Consider the following 16,768-nt stretch of genomic DNA (forward strand, 5'->3'; position numbering starts at 1 on the left):
GGAGCTTGCTCCCTCGCCACAAGGACCAGTGTTTATTTCGGGTAAAGCGGCGGCAACCCACTGTCCCCGACCGGGTCATGAACCCGCTCGGCGATTGGAATGGCCCGAATCGCACGCCACAAATCCTCACCTTGCCAATGCTGCCCAGTTTCGCTGTACAGCGCCCCATTCAAACCATCCAGCGCATCGGACAACGGTACAAATCGTGCAGCCATGTCGGCGAGGGTTTCCGGTTGTTGCCGGGCCCAGGCGTCGAGGGCCTGGCGGGTGGCGTGGGAATCGTTGGCCTGGCACGCGCGCTTGAGGTCGTCGAGCACGGTGCGCGGGCTCGGGCCGGTCTGCGCCGCACGCAGGATCGCCGGTTGCCAACGGGCGCGCCACCAGAGGCCGAAGCCCAGCAAGGTCGTGCAGGCCAGAATGGCCGTGCTGAGCTTCCACCACCAGAGGGCTTCGTTGTCGGCAGCGGAAATAACGGGCGGCATGCCGGCCGGGATGTCGACCGCCAGGCTCGGATTGCTCGCCACTTGCAGGGTCCGGGCCGGCAGGCTGCTGTGTTCCAGGTGATCCTCGAAGGTGTTCCACCAGACCACTTCCACCGCCGGCAACTCGATTGAGCCAACGCGGGTAGGCACCAGGGCTTCACGGTCTTCGCGACTGCCGATCAGGCCGCGCTCGCTGTTCTGGTTGCCTCGGCCCCTCTTGGGCGGTCAGGATCAGGCTCTGAGGCGGCGATTTCTTCCGCCGCTTTTGTCCCAGAAATCATTTGCGCAGGAACACTGCGCCAATCAGCGAGGCGATGAGGGCAAGCAGTGCGCCGGCTAAAAATGCTATTCCATAACCTCCGCTCAACGCTGCAAGTGGTGCGAGACCGGCGTCTACGAGGTAGTCACGGTGATACGAAGCCAGACTACTGATGATAGCCAGACCCAGGGCCCCTCCCATCATGAAGGAGGTGTTGACAATGCCTGAGGCGAGGCCTGATTCACTGGGATCCACATCGTTCATCGCGGCCACCAGCACCGGATTAAATGCCATTCCTGCACCGAATCCCAGTAGAAGCATGCCTGGCAAGATGTCAAAGAGGAAATCACCGTCGGCGGGTGCTCTGGCTAGCAGGAGAAGGCCACCGGCGGCCAGTGCGAGGCCCAGCACCAGCGGGGGGTTGATGCCATAACGAATGATGAGTCTTGAGGACAGGCTCAATGAGCACACGGCCATCACCAAGTTGGCGGGCAGAAATGCAAGTCCTACTTCGAGGGGGGTATAACCTAGAACCTGTTGAAGGTAGAGCGCGCAAAGAAAAAACCAGGCGAACATTGAAGTTGCCCAGAGGATAGCGATCAGGTTGGCTGTGCGCAGGTTTCGCAACCGGAACAGACGCAGGGGGACCAATGGCTCCTTCACGCAAATCTCTATCGCTAAAAACAGCATGAATAACGAGGCTGCCAGCACCAGCAACCCGAGTGTTTCCGTGGATCTCCAGCCGACGTAGTTGCCATTCATGATCGCGTATACCGCCAGCATCAGTGCCGCAGTGATAGTGATGGTGCCGGCTACATCGAGCGTGCCTCTTTTGGTTTTTTCGGCGGGCGGAAGTAATCGGCAGGTCAGGCCGAGAACGATGATCCCTAGGGGCAGATTGACCAGAAAAATCGAATGCCAGTCATAGGTGTTGGTCAGAACGCCACCCAACAATACACCGATGCTGCCACCGCCGGCGCACACGAAGCTGTAGGCGCTGATAGCTTTCGCCCGCTCGATTGGGTCGGTGAACAAATGAAAGATAAGCGACAGCGCCGTGGCGGTGACCAGTGCGCCGCCTAGGCCTTGAAATCCCCGTGCGGCGACTAGACTCCATTGAGTCGATGCCAGTCCGCAGGCCAATGACGCCAGAGTAAAGAGGGTGACTCCGCTGATAAAAAGATTACGGTGTCCGTACAAGTCGCCCAAACGACCGCCGAGCAACAAGAAGCCGCCAAACGTCAGCAAATACGCATTAATGATCCAAGCCAACGAAGCATCGCTGAACCCTAGCTCCATTTTTATCGAAGGTAACGCGACGTTCACAATCGTTGTGTCCAGCACAATCATCAATGTCGCCAGGCAGACAATAATTAATGCCTGCCAACGTTTTTCACGATAAGCGTCTCGGCCCTGAGACCAATTGTTTGAACTTAGGTTTAAATCATCCATAAGAGATATCCGTTTTGAAAGTTATTTTATTGAAGGGCGTACGTAGCTAACGCCTTTGCTGGTTTTTAGGGTTGAATGGATAGCTGTTTAGTGTGTATTGGCGATGAGTTTGTAGGATGTGTATTACGGACTTGTCGGAAAGTTGTGAGTTTGTCTTGGTGGCGAGGCCAGAGTAATTGATTGTTTTTTATTTGCAAGCTAGGTTGTTTCTTTCGTTTTAGCAGATGAGTTTGAATTGGATGAGCGTTGTTGTTTGTTAATTCAATTTGGTCAGTCGATTGGGTGCGGGATTGGTTTGGGATCTAAAATCGCCAGGAAGGTAAAGAAAAATGTTTAGGCGTGCTAACTGTCATGAGGAGCTTGTATTTGAACGAATAGAGAAGGATCCGAATGATCCAGGCTGCAGGCTTTCCTATGCATTTTTGATTCGTGGCGAGTTAATGGTGGGCGAGCTGAGAGATGCTTTGCATACGTTGATTTTTAACAACTATGAAGTTGCCATGAGTAAGTTTGTTAGGAAAGAATCAGGTTTGTATGTGTTCTCTGTGGCGATGCCAGAGAATGTGCTCGATTATATTGAAAGGGCCCCACATCGCCTCTCCCATACTTTAGACATTGCTGCGGCGTCGCTCCCTGAAAGCCGTCTCTTTTGCTTTGTCCTGACGAAGGTGTCGGAGCAGGTTCACCATCTTCGGTTGACGTTCAGTCATCTGATCTTCGATGGGCAGTGCTACCCGATTTTTTGTATATTACTGACCCGACTTTACGGGCAAAAGCGTGTCCGGCTCGCCCCGCTCAGTGACGCTCAACGTACCCGGCGCCTGCCTCCCGGCGCGCCGCCCATTCAATCGGCTGACACAGTTGCCTTCTGGAAGGAGCGACTGAGCCGATATCCGCTCGGCCAGACGCTGTCGTTTCTCAAGGCGCATTATCGAGGTGCATCCCCCTTTGTGACGGTCAGACGATCGCTGACTGGGTCGTCCTATGCTGCCCTCCAGGCTTTTGTCGAAGCATCAAACAGCACGTTGTTCAGGTTGATGGTGGCGGCGACGGCGGTGACGATCGCCCGCTACAGCAATGATGAGGACCTTGATGGAGTCAGCATTGCCCACACGCTCGACGCTCGGCAGCGGCCTGATGCGTTGGGATGCTTCACCAGTCTGGTTCCCTTGTGGATTCCACACCACCCGGATTGGTCGCCTCGCCAGTACCTGAGCCACGTGAATCAGGAGCGCCGAGCGGTCAGGCCGCATCAACGGCTTGCACCCCAGAAGCTGCTGGGGCTGGCGGATGAGCGCCTGAATCGCAATCGTCCGGTCCTGAACGTCGTGGTCAATGAGTCCGAAGGGCTGTTACCAAGCGTCTGCCCTGAGCTGGAAGGGCTCAAGGTCGAATTGATCGAAACGCCATCGACCGGGGGGCCATACGACCTGGGGGTGAATTTCCATCACGATGCCAAAGGGCTGTCCCTGAGTGTCGACATCCCCCGCAGCCTTGCTACTAATGCTCTGGTCAACCAGTGGGCCGATAACCTCATGCTAGTGGTGAATCGCTTCGTGAGTGACGGCGATACGGCCATCGACGCCATCGAGTTTGCCCAGCCCTTGCGCCCGGCGGCCTGCGGCGATGCAATGGCGTTGACCGAGGCCGAGAGTGTGGTTGCACGCTTTCGTGAACAGGTGCAATTACGCCCGGAAAAAATCGCCGTGCAGTCGCCGCAACAGGTACTGACGTATGCACAATTGTCGGACCAGGCCCTGTATCTGGCCCGTCAGATTCAAGCGGTGGTCGAGGGGGCTGCGCTGCAGCACGGTATCGGCCTGATGCTGGGACGCTCCTCCTGGCTGCCGGTGTCGATGCTCGCCGCATTGAAGCTGCAGGTCCCGTTCATCCCCCTGGACAGCGCATTGCCGGAACAACGGCTGGACGCGATTCTGGTCACGACGCGATTGGCGGTTGTGCTCAGCGACGGACAGACGGATGTCGCGGATATACAGGCGCGCCATCCCGGCGTGCGGGTGATCGAGTTGCCGCACGCCGCCACGCTGCTGTCGAGTGTCAGTGAGGAACCGCTTCGGGAGCAGGGCTGCGATCAGGCCTACATCCTGTTCACCTCGGGCTCGACCGGTGTGCCCAAGGGCGTTGCACCTACCCGAGACAACCTGTCGAATTTTCTGATGGCCATGACGTTTGAACCGGGGTTCTGTGAGGAAGATCATTTCCTCGCATTGACGCCCATCAGTTTCGATATCTCGATCCTCGAACTGCTGCTGCCACTACTCGTCGGCGGCACACTGGAAATTGTCGATGATGAGACTCGTCGCTCGGCGACGGCACTCGCCCGGCACATCAATGACTCGGCGGCCACGGTGATCCAGGCCACTCCCGCCTCCTGGCGATTGCTCAAGAATGCTCGATGGTCCTGTCCCCGCAGGCTGACGATTGTTTGCGGTGGGGAAGCATTGACGGCTGACATCGCGCAGTTCCTGCTCCGGGACCAGCACCTGCTGTACAACGTGTATGGCCCTACGGAGGCAACGATCTGGGCTTCCTGTGCGCGCATCGAAGATCCCGATATCATTTACCTCGGCCGCCCGGTACTCAACAGTCGCTTCTACGTCGTTGACGAACACCTGCGAACCGTCGCCAACGGCCAGGCAGGAGAACTGCTGATCAGCGGTGCCTGCGTGGCTCCGGGCTACTTGAATGTCGACAGTCACAACGCGTTCATCGATGTGCCCGGCATACAGGGCAAGGTCTACCGTACCGGCGATCGGGTCAGACATTTCGGCGAGGGGCAGTTGGCGTATCTGGGGCGGGCCGATAGTCAGCTCAAACTCAATGGTCATCGGATCGAACTTGACGAAATCAACCTGCGTCTCGCGGCGTTGCTGGGGCCGGTGGAGGTGTTCACTGTCGTGCGTTCCGGCACCGTCCCTCACTTGTGCAGCTTTTACTGGTCCGGGCAGGGCGATGCAGTGGATGAGCCGCGCGTCCTGGCTGACCTGAAAAAAGTCGTGCCGCTTTACATGGTCCCGGCCGCTCTGTTGCGCCTGGAGGCGATCCCGCTGACCACGAGTGGCAAAGTCGATTTGCGACGCCTGGCCAGCGAACCGCTGGCGCTGCTGAGCCTCCTGCCCACTGGCGCCGTCACGCCTGTTTCAACGCAGGGGTCATCAACCTGCGAATCTGAGGGCCGCGAGGCCAAAGTCCGGGCCATTATCCTTTCTTGTCTGGGGGTGGATGTCCACGATCGACAACTGCCGCTGGGATGGCTGGGGCTGAACTCGATTTCCTACAACCTGTTGTCTCAGGCGCTGTTCGATGAACTGGGGGTGAGTATCACCCCGCATCGTTTCTATGCCCTCAACACGCTGGCCGCCATCAGCGAAGAGCTGGCGGACCGCCAGCCGCGAAACGGTGATGCCGACAGCCAACAGGCGTGTGAGACGCCGCAGTCAGCGACCCGAACTGAACAGGACGATCAGATCGCGATCATCGGTTATTCCATATTGATGCCTGAAGACCTCGAGGCACCGGGGTTCTGGCAGGCGTTGCTGGATAATCGAAACCTGATCTCCAGTACCTCGCGTCCCGGTTTTACCGCGCCGCTTCAGGCTGGATTCCTGAGCAACATCAAGGCATTCGATGCCCGGCTGTTTGCTATTTCACCGCTGGAAGCCAACTACATGGATCCGCGTCAGCGCCTGCTCTTGCAGACGGCCTGGCGCACACTCGAAGACGCCGGCTATGCGCCGCAAGCCCTGGCCGGCAGTCGAACCGGCTGCTATATCGCAGGAACAGGCGCCGACTACGCTACGCTGCAGGCCAGGTTCTCCACGTCACCGAACCCGTACACCTTGCCCGGTAACTCGTTGAGTATCCTGGCCAATCGTCTGTCGAGTTTTTTTGATTGGCGCGGCCCTTCCTTCACCTTGGATACCGCTTGCTCAGGTTCATTGAGTGCACTGGTCAAGGCGTGTCAGGATCTGGCTTCGGGTGTGTGTGAAGTGGCGCTGGCGGGCGGCATCAACCTGATTGCCGATGATCAGATTTCCCTGGGGCTACAGGCCGGCAACTTCATGTCGCCGCGGTTTCGTTGTGCCAGTTTCGATGAGTCTGCCGACGGCTATGTCCGCGCAGAAGGCGTGGGCTGTTTCTTGCTTAAACCCTTGCGTCAGGCCCGGCAGGATGGGGATGCCATTCATGGTGTGATACTGGCACACGGTGAAAACCATGGCGGGCGGGCCAACTCCCTGACCGCGCCTAACCCGGCGGCTCAAGCAGCGCTGTTGACCCGTGTCTACAGTCCCGGGCTCGCCGCGCAGGTCAGTTACATCGAAACCCACGGCACCGGCACCTTGTTGGGCGATCCGATTGAAATTGATGCGCTCAAGGACGCCTGGCGCGAACTGTGCCCGAACCAGCCTGAGCAGTCGGTCTGGCTGGGGGCCGTAAAGTCCAATATCGGTCATCTGGAGCCGGCCGCCGGAGCTGCGTCGCTGGCCAAGGTGCTGCTGGCCATGCAACACAGCACCCTGACGGCGAACCATCACTTCAGCCGGTTGAATCCACTGATCAACCTTGAGCAGTCGCCGTTCTCGATCCTCACCCAAACACGGCCGTGGCCTTCGCCGCAGGTGGCGGGTATCAGTTCGTTCGGTTTCGGTGGCGCCAATGCTCATCTGGTCGTTGGCCAGGCGCCGCACCGTGAGCGATGTGCCAATTTTCACACCTGTTATCTGGTGACGTTATCCGCTGCTAGCGACAAAGCCTTGCAGGCCATGCGTGAACAGCTCAAGGACTTTTTGACCGACACATTGCAGACCGATCCGTCGCGCTTCGACCTGGAACAGGTTGCTTACACGTGCAACAGCGGTCGTGCTCAGGCGGAATTCAGATTGGCCTGGGTGGCCAGCAGTCTCGCCGATCTGGTGCAGCAACTGGCACTGCCGTCGGCCTCATGGCGTGCCGCCGCACAAGCCAATGGCGACGCTGCTGTATCGCTGCTCGCAGACTTGCCCCGGCACGAGGCGTTGTCAGCCCTCAGAGAATGCTTCTTGCAGGGCGAGACACTGGATTGGGCGAGCGTACATCGGGGCGAAAGCGGCCAACGAGTACATCTGCCGACTTATCGCTTCGACGAGCGCGACTACTGGTTTGACCAGGTACGCCAGAACCGTGCCGTGCAGGAATCGGCTAGATGATCGGGGAGGGTATTTTTGCCCCTTTCATTCAGGCCCGGGGCCACGCTGCGACACTCTGCGTGCCGCCCCATCATCCATGCTTTTCCGATCATCAGGTGCGCTCGATGCCGGTCTTGCCCGGCGTGAGTTATCTGGAGCTGGTCTTGAATGCCGCGAAGTTGCTCTTTCCGCACTTCACGACAAGCACGCTGGAAGACTGCCTGTGGTTGCGGCCGTTTCTTGGCAACGTCCCGTCCCCGCGACTGAACATCGAGTTCAAGCCGGTCGGTGATGAGCGTCTGGCGTTTACCGTCGGTGACCAGCAACATACCTATGCTCTGGGCTGCCTCTGCGCCAAGCCCGCAAAAACGGACGTTCCTGCGCAGGGGCAACGTATTCGCGAGCAACTGGGGCTGCACTTCAGCCGGTGTTTCAACCATCAGCAGGTGTACGCCGAGTTCACCGGCATGGGGATCGACTACGGCCCGTTCTTCAAAAAGATCAGTGAAGTGCGCATCCATGAGCAACAGTCCCTGGCGTTGCTTTCAAGACAGGCCGGCGCCGGATTTTGCTTCAGTAATCTACTGGACTGCGCGTTTCAATCGGGCATGGCCATTTCCATTGGCACCGAGCGTGGCAGCCTGATGCCGTTCTCGCTGGGCACGCTGGTGCTGCATGCACCCATCGACTTCAGCCACACGAATGAATACTGGGTCACCACCCAGAAAAACACTGAGTTTCGAACCGACATTTGCGTGCTCAGCCATGACGGCCGCCCGCTGATATCGGTTCGCGACCTGGGCGTCAAACCGTCTCTTCTGTAAAGCGCAGATCATATTCATATGGAGGTGAAACATGAGCCAGCCCGTTCTTCCGTTCTCCCAGGTTGCATCATTGGTATATGCGCCTCGGTGGCAGTGTTCGAAGCTTCAACCCGACACTCGCGCCTGCATCGAGCGTGACATTCTGGTCGTGGTTCCGGCCAGGCAGGTCGCTACTTTCGAAGCGCTCAAACAGTGGTTGCCCGATGCACAGTCGCTGCTGCTCAATGCCGAAAACGTCGAGCGGATAGGGCACTTGGTCGAGAACGGTGCGGTTTCGCGCATTGTTTTCATGTCGGTCACGCCTTGGCGCGATGGCATCGATGATCAGGCGATAAAAGTCTTTCTGCAGATGAACAAGCGGCTGGCCAAACTGGCGCTTCTGCGGCTGGATATCGTGACGGTCAAGTCGATCGTTTCACCGGCTGCCGAAGCGCCGACCCATCCGGTCGACAGTGTCTACATCGGTCTGGGGCAGACGGCGGCCAAGGAGTTCAGCGGCTGGGACGTGCGCTGTTTCTCGTTGGCGGCGTTCACCCAGAAGCATTTCCGGGCGGCCGTGCAGGGGCAATTCCCGGTCGAGAGCGGCCAACCGATCACCCTTGATGACCATCAGTGGTGGACACCGACCTTGGCCGCGCAACCGCTGGCGCCGGTCGATACAGCCAAGGGCTTTAAACAAGGTGGCACCTACCTGATATTCGGCGCTACCGGTGGTCTGGGGAGCATGCTGGCTGACTACCTGGCCAGTCGTTATCAGGCCCGTCTGATTCTCGTCGGCCGTCGCGCCAGCGCCGATGAACTGCTCGCTGATCTGCGGCCCTTGGCCGCCAGTGTGGTGTATGAACAGGCTGACCTGGCTGATGCGGCTGCGGTCGCGGCACTGTTGGCGCGTTATCCCGAAATAGACGGGATCATTCATTCAGCGATGGTGCTCGATGATGCGGTGCTGAGCAACATGACCGAGCGGGCATTGATGCGTGTGCTGGAGCCGAAGTTGCACGGCATGGTCAATCTGTTGAATGCAGTCCGTGGTCGGGACTTCGATTTCGTCCTGCTGTTTTCCTCGATCCAGTCCTACATTGCCAACTCCGGTCAGGCCAATTACACGGCGGCCTGTGTCAGCAAGGACGCGCTGGGTGGTTTGCTGCGTGACGTACTGATGGTCAACACCAAAGTCATCAACTGGGGGTATTGGGGGTCTATCGGCATTGTCGCCTCGCCCCTCTACCGTGAACGCATGCAAAAGCTGCAGATCGGTTCGATCGAGGCGCCGGAAGGGCTGGCGATCATCGAAGCATTGCTGCACAGCGCCGTCCCCCAAATCAGTGTGGTCAAGGCGTCGCCGCAAGCGCTGGAGCGGCTGCGTATCAGCCCTCATCCCGAGGCCTGGATAGAGACCCCGGTGAGCGCTGCGCAATCGCTGCTGGCTGCAGTCGTTCCGGCCTTTGACCCCGACAGTGAGAGCGTGCGCCGCAATATTGGCTTGTCCCTGGGACTGCAAAGTTACGCACGTGCGCGCTTGGCGCAGACCACGATTCCAGCGGTGACGGTGCCCCGACACGCCAAACTGGTGGCCGCCATCAAGGCCATTGCTCAGAACCACGGCCCCAGTCGTGAGCAACTGTTGAGCGAGTTTCCGGAAAGCGCCGGACATGTCGCGTTGCTCGACGCTTGCCTGGCCCGCTATCCGCAAATACTCAGTGGTGAAATCGACCCGCTGACCGTGTTGTTTCCCGAAGGCAGTTTCGCGCTGGTCGAACCGGTGTACCGGGACAATCCCCTGGCGGATTATTTCAACAACATCGTGGCACAGGTCGTCGACCGGTTTGCCCGTCAACAAGCGCGACCCTTGCAGTTGCTTGAAGTGGGCGCCGGCACCGGCAGTACTTGTCAATTCGTGCTCCCGGTATTGCAAGGGCGGGAGGCTACTTACACCTTCACTGACCTGTCCCATGCCTTTTTGAACAAGGCGCGCAGCCGTTTTTCCGAGTACGGATTCTTGCGTTACGAGTTCTGCGATATCGCCCAACCGACCACCAGCGATCAGCGTTACGACGTCATCATCGCGACGAACGTCATCCATGCGACCGCCGATCTCCCGGCAACCCTGGCCAATGTGCGTGATCGGATGGCGCCCGGAGGCATTTTCATCCTCAATGAAATAACGTCCTGCCAGGACTACGCCACGCTGACCTTTGGCCTGACCGAAGGCTGGTGGTTGAGCGTTGATCCTTACCGGATCCCCAACAGCCCGCTGGTGGCTGCCGCGACTTGGCGCTCGTTGCTCAGCGAGGCCGGATTCAGCGCAACGATCGGCCACGGTTCCGAGGATCAGCAGGTGATCGTTGCCAGGCTTGAGCCCGCTGCCGTCGCGTCTGCGGCAGAGGTCGGCGCCACCTCGAACGCGGGCGTCGCAGGGGATTGCCAAACCTCGGTAGAACACTGGGTACGCCGGGTGATCGCCGATGTGCTGCACGCCTATGAAGACGAAATCGATATTGATCAGCCCTTCAACGAGTACGGCGTCGATTCGTTGATTGCGATGGAGTTGCTCAAACCCTTCAAGGAAAGCCTTGGGTATCTGCCGGCCACCGTGTTGTTCGAACATCCCACCATCGCGCGTCTGGCAAGGCACTTGCTGACGGAGTTCGGCGAGGTGGTGCAGCGTGCAGCCGGCGCAATGCCGCAGCTCACCGCTGGAGCACAGCAACTTCCAACCGCAGTAACGCCGCCAGCGCAGCCTTCGCTCGCGCCAGCCGTCACTGCCGTCGCAGCAGCGCCTACCTCGCAGCGGCCGGCCTGCGCGCTCCTGCGTCAGGTGATTGCCGAAACCATGTTGATGGAGCCCGATGAGTTGGAGGACACGGTGCCGTTCAAGGAATACGGTATCGATTCGATCATTTCACTGGAGTTGCTCAAACCGTTGCGTGAACGGTTTGGTTACTTGCCGGCGACGTTGCTGTTCGAATACCCCTCCGTTGACCGGTTGGCTACTTACCTGGAGCAGCATTACCCCAACGCCGTCGGGCCACAGGCTTCAGAGCCTGCGCCGGTGGCCAACGAGTCACTGAATGAGCCCGCGCAACCTTTTTCCGCCGGCGCCGGCATGGACGCAGCGTCGCCGGCGCGTACCGATGATCTGGCGGTTGTCGGTATGGCGGGGCAGTTTCCCGATGCCGATGATGTGCAGGGATTCTGGGCCAGTTTGCAGGCCGGGCGTCAGTGCACCTCTTCTATTCCAGGCCAGCGCTGGCCGCTGGAAGGCTTTGAGAACCCGCGCAGTCCGCTCGAAGGGGGGAGCTACACCTCAATCGGTGGATTTGTGCGGGATGTCGACGCGTTCGATCACCAGTTTTTCAATATCACGCCGCTTGAAGCGCAGCGGATGGACCCCCAAGAGCGCCTGTTCCTGCAGAACGCTTATCAGACGTTCGCCGATGCCGGGTACCGGCGCGGTGATCTGAAGGGCAGTGAAACCGGGGTTTTTGTCGGGGTGATGAATGGGGGTTATGCCTGGCATCGGCCCGAAGAACCGACGGATCCGACGCCGACGTCGCTGTTCTGGTCTATCGCCAATCGTGTCTCCTACTTGTTCGATCTCAAGGGGCCGAGCATGGCCATCGACACCGCCTGTTCGGCGTCGTTGACCGCGCTGCACCTGGCGTGTCAGGCGGTACGCAGCGGCGACTGCACCCAGGCGCTGGTCGGTGGAGTCAACTTGATCGTCAACCCGCGTCATTACGAGCAGCTCTGCAGCCTGCACATGCTGTCGCGTTCGGGCACCTGCAGCCCGTTTGGCTCGGCGGCGGACGGTTTCGTTGACGGCGAAGGCATCTGCGCGATCCTGATCAAACCCTATGCCGATGCGATCCGTGCAAATGACCGTATCTACGGTGTGATTCGCGGGACGGCCATTAATGCCGGTGGTCAATCCAACGGTTACTCGGCCCCCAACCCTGAAGCGCAATCGCGGGTTGTCGGTAAAGCCCTTGAACGTGCCGGGCTGACGCCCGCCGACATCCATTTTGTCGAAGCTCACGGCACCGGCACCGAATTGGGTGATCCGATCGAGATCCGTGGCCTGAGCAGCGTGTTCAAAGGAGTGGCAGCCGGCTCCGTCGCCATCGGTTCGGTCAAAGGTAACGTCGGGCACCTAGAGTCGGCGGCGGGGATGACCGGCGTCATCAAGGTTCTCAAACAGTTGCAGGCTCGTACGTTGGCCCCCTCGATCAATGCGCAGCAGATCAACCCATTGCTGAATCTTGCCGACACGCCGTTTTACCTGATTCAGCAACCCCAGGCCTTGCCGGCCAAGGGAACCTTGTACGGCTCTGTCAGTTCTTTTGGTGCGGGCGGGGCCAATGCTCACGCGGTGTTGCAGTCGGTGCCGGCGCCAGTGGCACAGCCGACGATCGAGTTGAACATCGCGCTTTTGTCGGCGCGTACCGAGGCGGGTCTACAACGTCAAATCGACGCGCTGCACGACTGGCTGGAGCAGCACGATCCGTCACTCACCGCGATCAGTTACACCCTGTGTTGTGCGCGGGAACACTTCGCCCATCGCGAAGGGTACGTGTTCTCAAGCAAGGCGCAGTTGTTGAGCCTGCTGTGTGAAGATTTGCAGCAGCGTGCGCCTGCGGTGGCCGATCCGGTCAATGCACCATCGATTGCTCAAGCGGTGGCCGGCACCGGTCGGCTGCAGGCGGCTCAGGCTGCAGAATTGGTCTTGGCGTTCAGGGCGGGGCAGGACATTGCATGGTCTGCATTCTTTCCCCAGCGCGAGGTCATCTCACTGCCCGGTTATCCGTTCGAGAAAACCCGGTCGTGGGTCAAGTCGACACAAAGTGCGTTCCATCACGCCAATGATCTGGTACGCCAACACTCGATTCTTGGCACTGAGATCGCACCGGCCGCCTGGGCGCTAGCGCACTGCCTGGAGAACTGCCGCGACGTGACCTTGAAGGCCGTGCTATGGCGCAGTGTCATTCGTGATCTGGATGACGTGCTGCTGGACATCAACGGTGAGCGATTCGAATTGCGCTCCCAGGATCACGCACAGATTTACTGCGAAGGGCTGTTGCAACCCGCTGACGAAAACACGCTGGTGAACTGGCCGGCTCCCGAACCCTCGTCAACCTTTCTGGGGCATCAGGAGATTTACCGGCAGTTCATTCGGCTGGGTTACCAGTACGGCGAGGATTTGCGCCCCCTGCGTTGGGCAAAGGTGGGGCAGACCAGTGTCAGGACATTGCTTGATGCGGGGCGCGACTGGGGTTACCGGATATCGCCAGCACTGCTCGACGGGGGCCTGCAAACCGCCATTTTGATCCCGCAATTGCAAGGTCTTGGCGCGGACGAACTGTTGGTTCCTTACCACTTGGGCGAGTGCCGGGTGTTGCGCATTCCGGAGCATGAAGCGGTGTTCTGCCACTGCGTCATGCGCCCGGCGCAGCCCAGTGATCGATCGGTGACCTTTGATTTGCTCTTCAGTGACGGCCAGGGTCGACCCCTTATTGTCATGCGTGAGCTGACGTCGGTGGTGGTGCATAAAAGGGCATTTAAAACTGAGCCGCCCACGGGCATCGATCGCGCCTTTTCGGCGGTTCACAGACCGTCGCGGATCGTGGCCTTCGACCTGGACTAAGAGAGGAACGCTCATGTTGATAGGTATGTTTCCCGGCCAGGGATCACAGTTCCCTGGCATGGGGCGGGAGTTGTTCGCCCGCTATGCGCTGCAATGCGAAATCGCCGGCGACATTCTCGGTTACTCGATAACCGCCTTGTGCAAGGGTGAAGACTCCCCGCGCATGAACTCAACGGCTTACACCCAACCGGCGATTTTTTTCGTCAGTTGCCTGGCCTGGCTTGAACGTCAACAGCAAGCCGGTGACCTGCCGCAACTGCTGATCGGCCACAGTCTGGGCTTGTATGCGGCACTGTTCAGCGCCGGGGCTTTTGACCTGGCGACCGGCCTGCGGCTGGTGGCCAAAAGGGGCGAGTTGATGGCGGCAATGCAGGGTGGGGCGATGGCGGCGATCATTGGCGAGAACGTCGAACGGTTGCCCGAGTTACTGCTTGAACATCAGTTTCATCAAATTGATATCGCTAACTACAACTGCCCGGTGCAGGCAGTGATCAGTGGCAAGTCCGAGGATATCGACGCGGCGTGCAAAGCGCTGGAGCAGCACAGCCTGCGTTGTGTGCGGCTTCCCGTCAGCGGGGCTTTCCATTCCCGCTACATGGAACCGGCCCGGCTGAGCTATGTCGCGTTCCTGCAACAACAGACCCTGGGTTCTCCCGGCACACAGGTTATTTCCAGCACCAGTGGCGAGTGTCTCGGCGATGCGCATTTGCTCGAAGAAATGGGCTTTCAGCTTATTCGCCCGGTGCGCTGGACCCAAAGCATTCGGGCTTTGTGTTCACGCTTTGACGAGATTGCTTTCGAGGAAATCGGACCGGGCCAGGTCTTGACCCGCCTTAACGCTCAATTGCTTGCGCACAACTGAACTGCGCTTACAGACACGGACGAGGTCGATATGAAACGCGAAAGGATTGCAATTATTGGTGGTGGCGCGGCAGGTACGACAGCCGCCTGGCAGCTGCGCACACTGCACGATGTCACCCTGTTCGAAGCCGGGCCACGCTTGGGCGGCCATGCCTATACCCACCATTTCAATGTGGGTGAGGACACGCTCCACGTGGACATGGGTGTGGAGTACTTCAACGAGCGCCTGGCCCCTAACCTGTTCGCGATGTTGCAGCAGTTGGGCATCGATACCTACATCGCGCCCATGTCATTTCGCGCGGCATTTCCTGGGGGTGACAATGCCTGGAGCAATCTCCACGGTAGGGGGCGACTACGGGGTGAACTGGCCGATGAGATCGACCGTTTTCATCTGGACATGACCCAGGTGCTCAGTGGCGGTGATTCGCGTTACAAGAAACTCAGCATTGGCGAATTTCTGAGTGAGCGCAACTACTCGGAAGCCTTCAAGCAGCAGGCGTTGCTGCCCTTGTTGACGACGTTTTCCGGGTGCAATGCGCCTTCGCTGGAGTACACGCTCATGTACGTGGCGATCTCGTTCAACATGAGTCTGTTGTCGTTTTTTACGCCGGGTGTCTGGCGTAAAGCCAGGGGTGGCATTGATGGTTACCTGCTGCTACTCGGCGAGTTACTGGGCGCGCGGGTGCGCCTTGCCTGTCCAATACGGCAAGTGCGCAAGGACACCACTCGCGGCTGGCTGGTCGAGACCGAACAGGGTGACATTGAACAGTTCGATAGTGTGGTATTTGCCACGCACGCCGATGTCACTCTCCAGTTGCTTGAAGCACCGACCGCCGAACAACGGGACATTCTTTCGCGTTTCGACTATGTGCCAACCCGCAGTGTGCTGCACACCGACGAACAGGTGCTGGTCGAAGGCGGGTGCGGTGAGTACTGCGAGTTTTCCCGACCTTCGGGCCTCGAGGGCACGGACCATGGGCAATTGACGCGAATCAATAATGCCCTGGCGCCCTATGCCCATGTACGTGAACCGGTGCTGGTGACGTTCGACCCCAAACAAGCGATCGTCCCTGAGCGGCAGGTTCATGAACAGCACTGGAAGTTGCCGAAACTGCGTCCGATCGACTTCTACCAGAAATCGCGCTTTCGACGCATTCAAGGGCTTGGAAAACTTTGGTATTGCGGCACTGACACCTCACTGACCGGCCACGAGGGGGCGGTGGTGTCGGGGATGGTCATTGCCCACCGTTTGGGTGCCGACCATCCCTATGCCGACAACAACCTGGCCGCCATTCAGTTCAATGTCATCAAGGACCTGATGGGGGTACACCGACCCTCCGAACGCTTCAAGGCGACATTGGGCAACCTGCTGTTCGCTGCCGCCAAAGGCACCTCGCTGCACAAGAGCCAGTCGCATAAGTTCATCAAGGACGTCATCGTTTAAGCCGCACCAAGGGCTTGTCGAACACATCATCTGACAGGGAGTTTCATTATGTTGATCAAGGCCGACAACGTATGCGTGGTTATTTTCAATATGCAGCTGGAACTGATTCCGTTGCTGCATGAAGGCACGCAAGTGCTCAACAACTGCTGCTGGCTCGCCGATGTGGCACAGACCCTCGACTTGCCGACGCTGATTATCGAACACAGCAAGCTCGGCGCACCGTCCCAGGCATTGAAAGAGGTGGCGGGCGCCGCGTCTTACCTCGAAAAGACCTGGTTCGACTGCAGCTCCCATGACTCGATTGCCCATCGGCTAGAGGCCACCGGTCGGCGGCAAGTGGTGCTGGCGGGGGCGGAGTCACATGTGTGCCTGCTGCAGTCGGCGCTGGGGCTGCGTGAATTGGGTTATGAGGTCAGCGTGATGGCGGATGCTTGCAGCGCCCGTAATCTTTTCGATCACCAGCACGCGCTGGCCAATCTGGCGCAGGCAGGCATACGCGTGCTGAGTCGGGAAATGTTTTTCTTCGAATGCATACGCCACTCCACGCGCCCCGATTACATCGATCTGGCGATGAAGTACCTGGATGGGCGGTACATCCGCTAAGGGAACAAAGGGC

7 protein-coding genes and 1 pseudogene are annotated in these 16,768 nt (G+C 59.0%); 6 read left to right on the plus strand and 2 right to left on the minus strand.

What is annotated here, in order from left to right:
* Positions 1 to 32: 32 nt before the first annotated feature.
* A pseudogene (locus ACYZUD_RS06030) lies at positions 33 to 686 on the minus strand (BatD family protein); the annotation flags it as partial.
* 73 nt (positions 687 to 759) lie between these two features.
* Positions 760 to 2,193, minus strand: coding sequence for an MFS transporter (locus ACYZUD_RS06035; protein WP_462023087.1), 1,434 nt, complete (start codon positions 2,191 to 2,193; stop codon positions 760 to 762).
* A gap of 551 nt (positions 2,194 to 2,744) precedes the next feature.
* On the opposite strand from ACYZUD_RS06035, the gene ACYZUD_RS06040 reads away from it, so the two are divergent.
* The 6 genes from ACYZUD_RS06040 (at position 2,745) to ACYZUD_RS06065 (ending at position 16,755) form a co-directional block, all read left to right on the plus strand.
* Positions 2,745 to 7,400 carry an AMP-binding protein gene (locus tag ACYZUD_RS06040; RefSeq protein ID WP_462025191.1) on the plus strand — a complete coding sequence of 1,552 codons (4,656 nt, stop codon included), beginning with the start codon at positions 2,745 to 2,747 and terminating at the stop codon, positions 7,398 to 7,400.
* A 104-nt stretch (positions 7,401 to 7,504) separates the two neighbouring features.
* Complete coding sequence (locus ACYZUD_RS06045) at positions 7,505 to 8,203, plus strand: polyketide synthase dehydratase domain-containing protein (RefSeq protein WP_462023088.1); 699 nt, start codon at positions 7,505 to 7,507, stop codon at positions 8,201 to 8,203.
* A 31-nt stretch (positions 8,204 to 8,234) separates the two neighbouring features.
* Positions 8,235 to 13,847 (plus strand): SDR family NAD(P)-dependent oxidoreductase, encoded by a 5,613-nt coding sequence (locus tag ACYZUD_RS06050; RefSeq protein WP_462023089.1) that lies wholly within the window; start codon positions 8,235 to 8,237, stop codon positions 13,845 to 13,847.
* Positions 13,848 to 13,860: 13 nt separating this feature from the next.
* Positions 13,861 to 14,709, plus strand: coding sequence for an ACP S-malonyltransferase (locus ACYZUD_RS06055; RefSeq protein ID WP_462023090.1), 849 nt, complete (start codon positions 13,861 to 13,863; stop codon positions 14,707 to 14,709).
* Positions 14,710 to 14,739: 30 nt separating this feature from the next.
* Positions 14,740 to 16,152 carry an FAD-dependent oxidoreductase gene (locus ACYZUD_RS06060; protein WP_462023091.1) on the plus strand — a complete coding sequence of 471 codons (1,413 nt, stop codon included), beginning with the start codon at positions 14,740 to 14,742 and terminating at the stop codon, positions 16,150 to 16,152.
* 48 nt (positions 16,153 to 16,200) lie between these two features.
* Positions 16,201 to 16,755: an isochorismatase family protein gene (locus ACYZUD_RS06065; protein WP_462023092.1), complete on the plus strand. Its 555-nt coding sequence runs from the start codon at positions 16,201 to 16,203 to the stop codon at positions 16,753 to 16,755.
* The last annotated feature ends 13 nt before the right edge of the window (positions 16,756 to 16,768 follow it).

It is taken from the genome of Pseudomonas sp. XS1P51 (genome assembly GCF_054897845.1).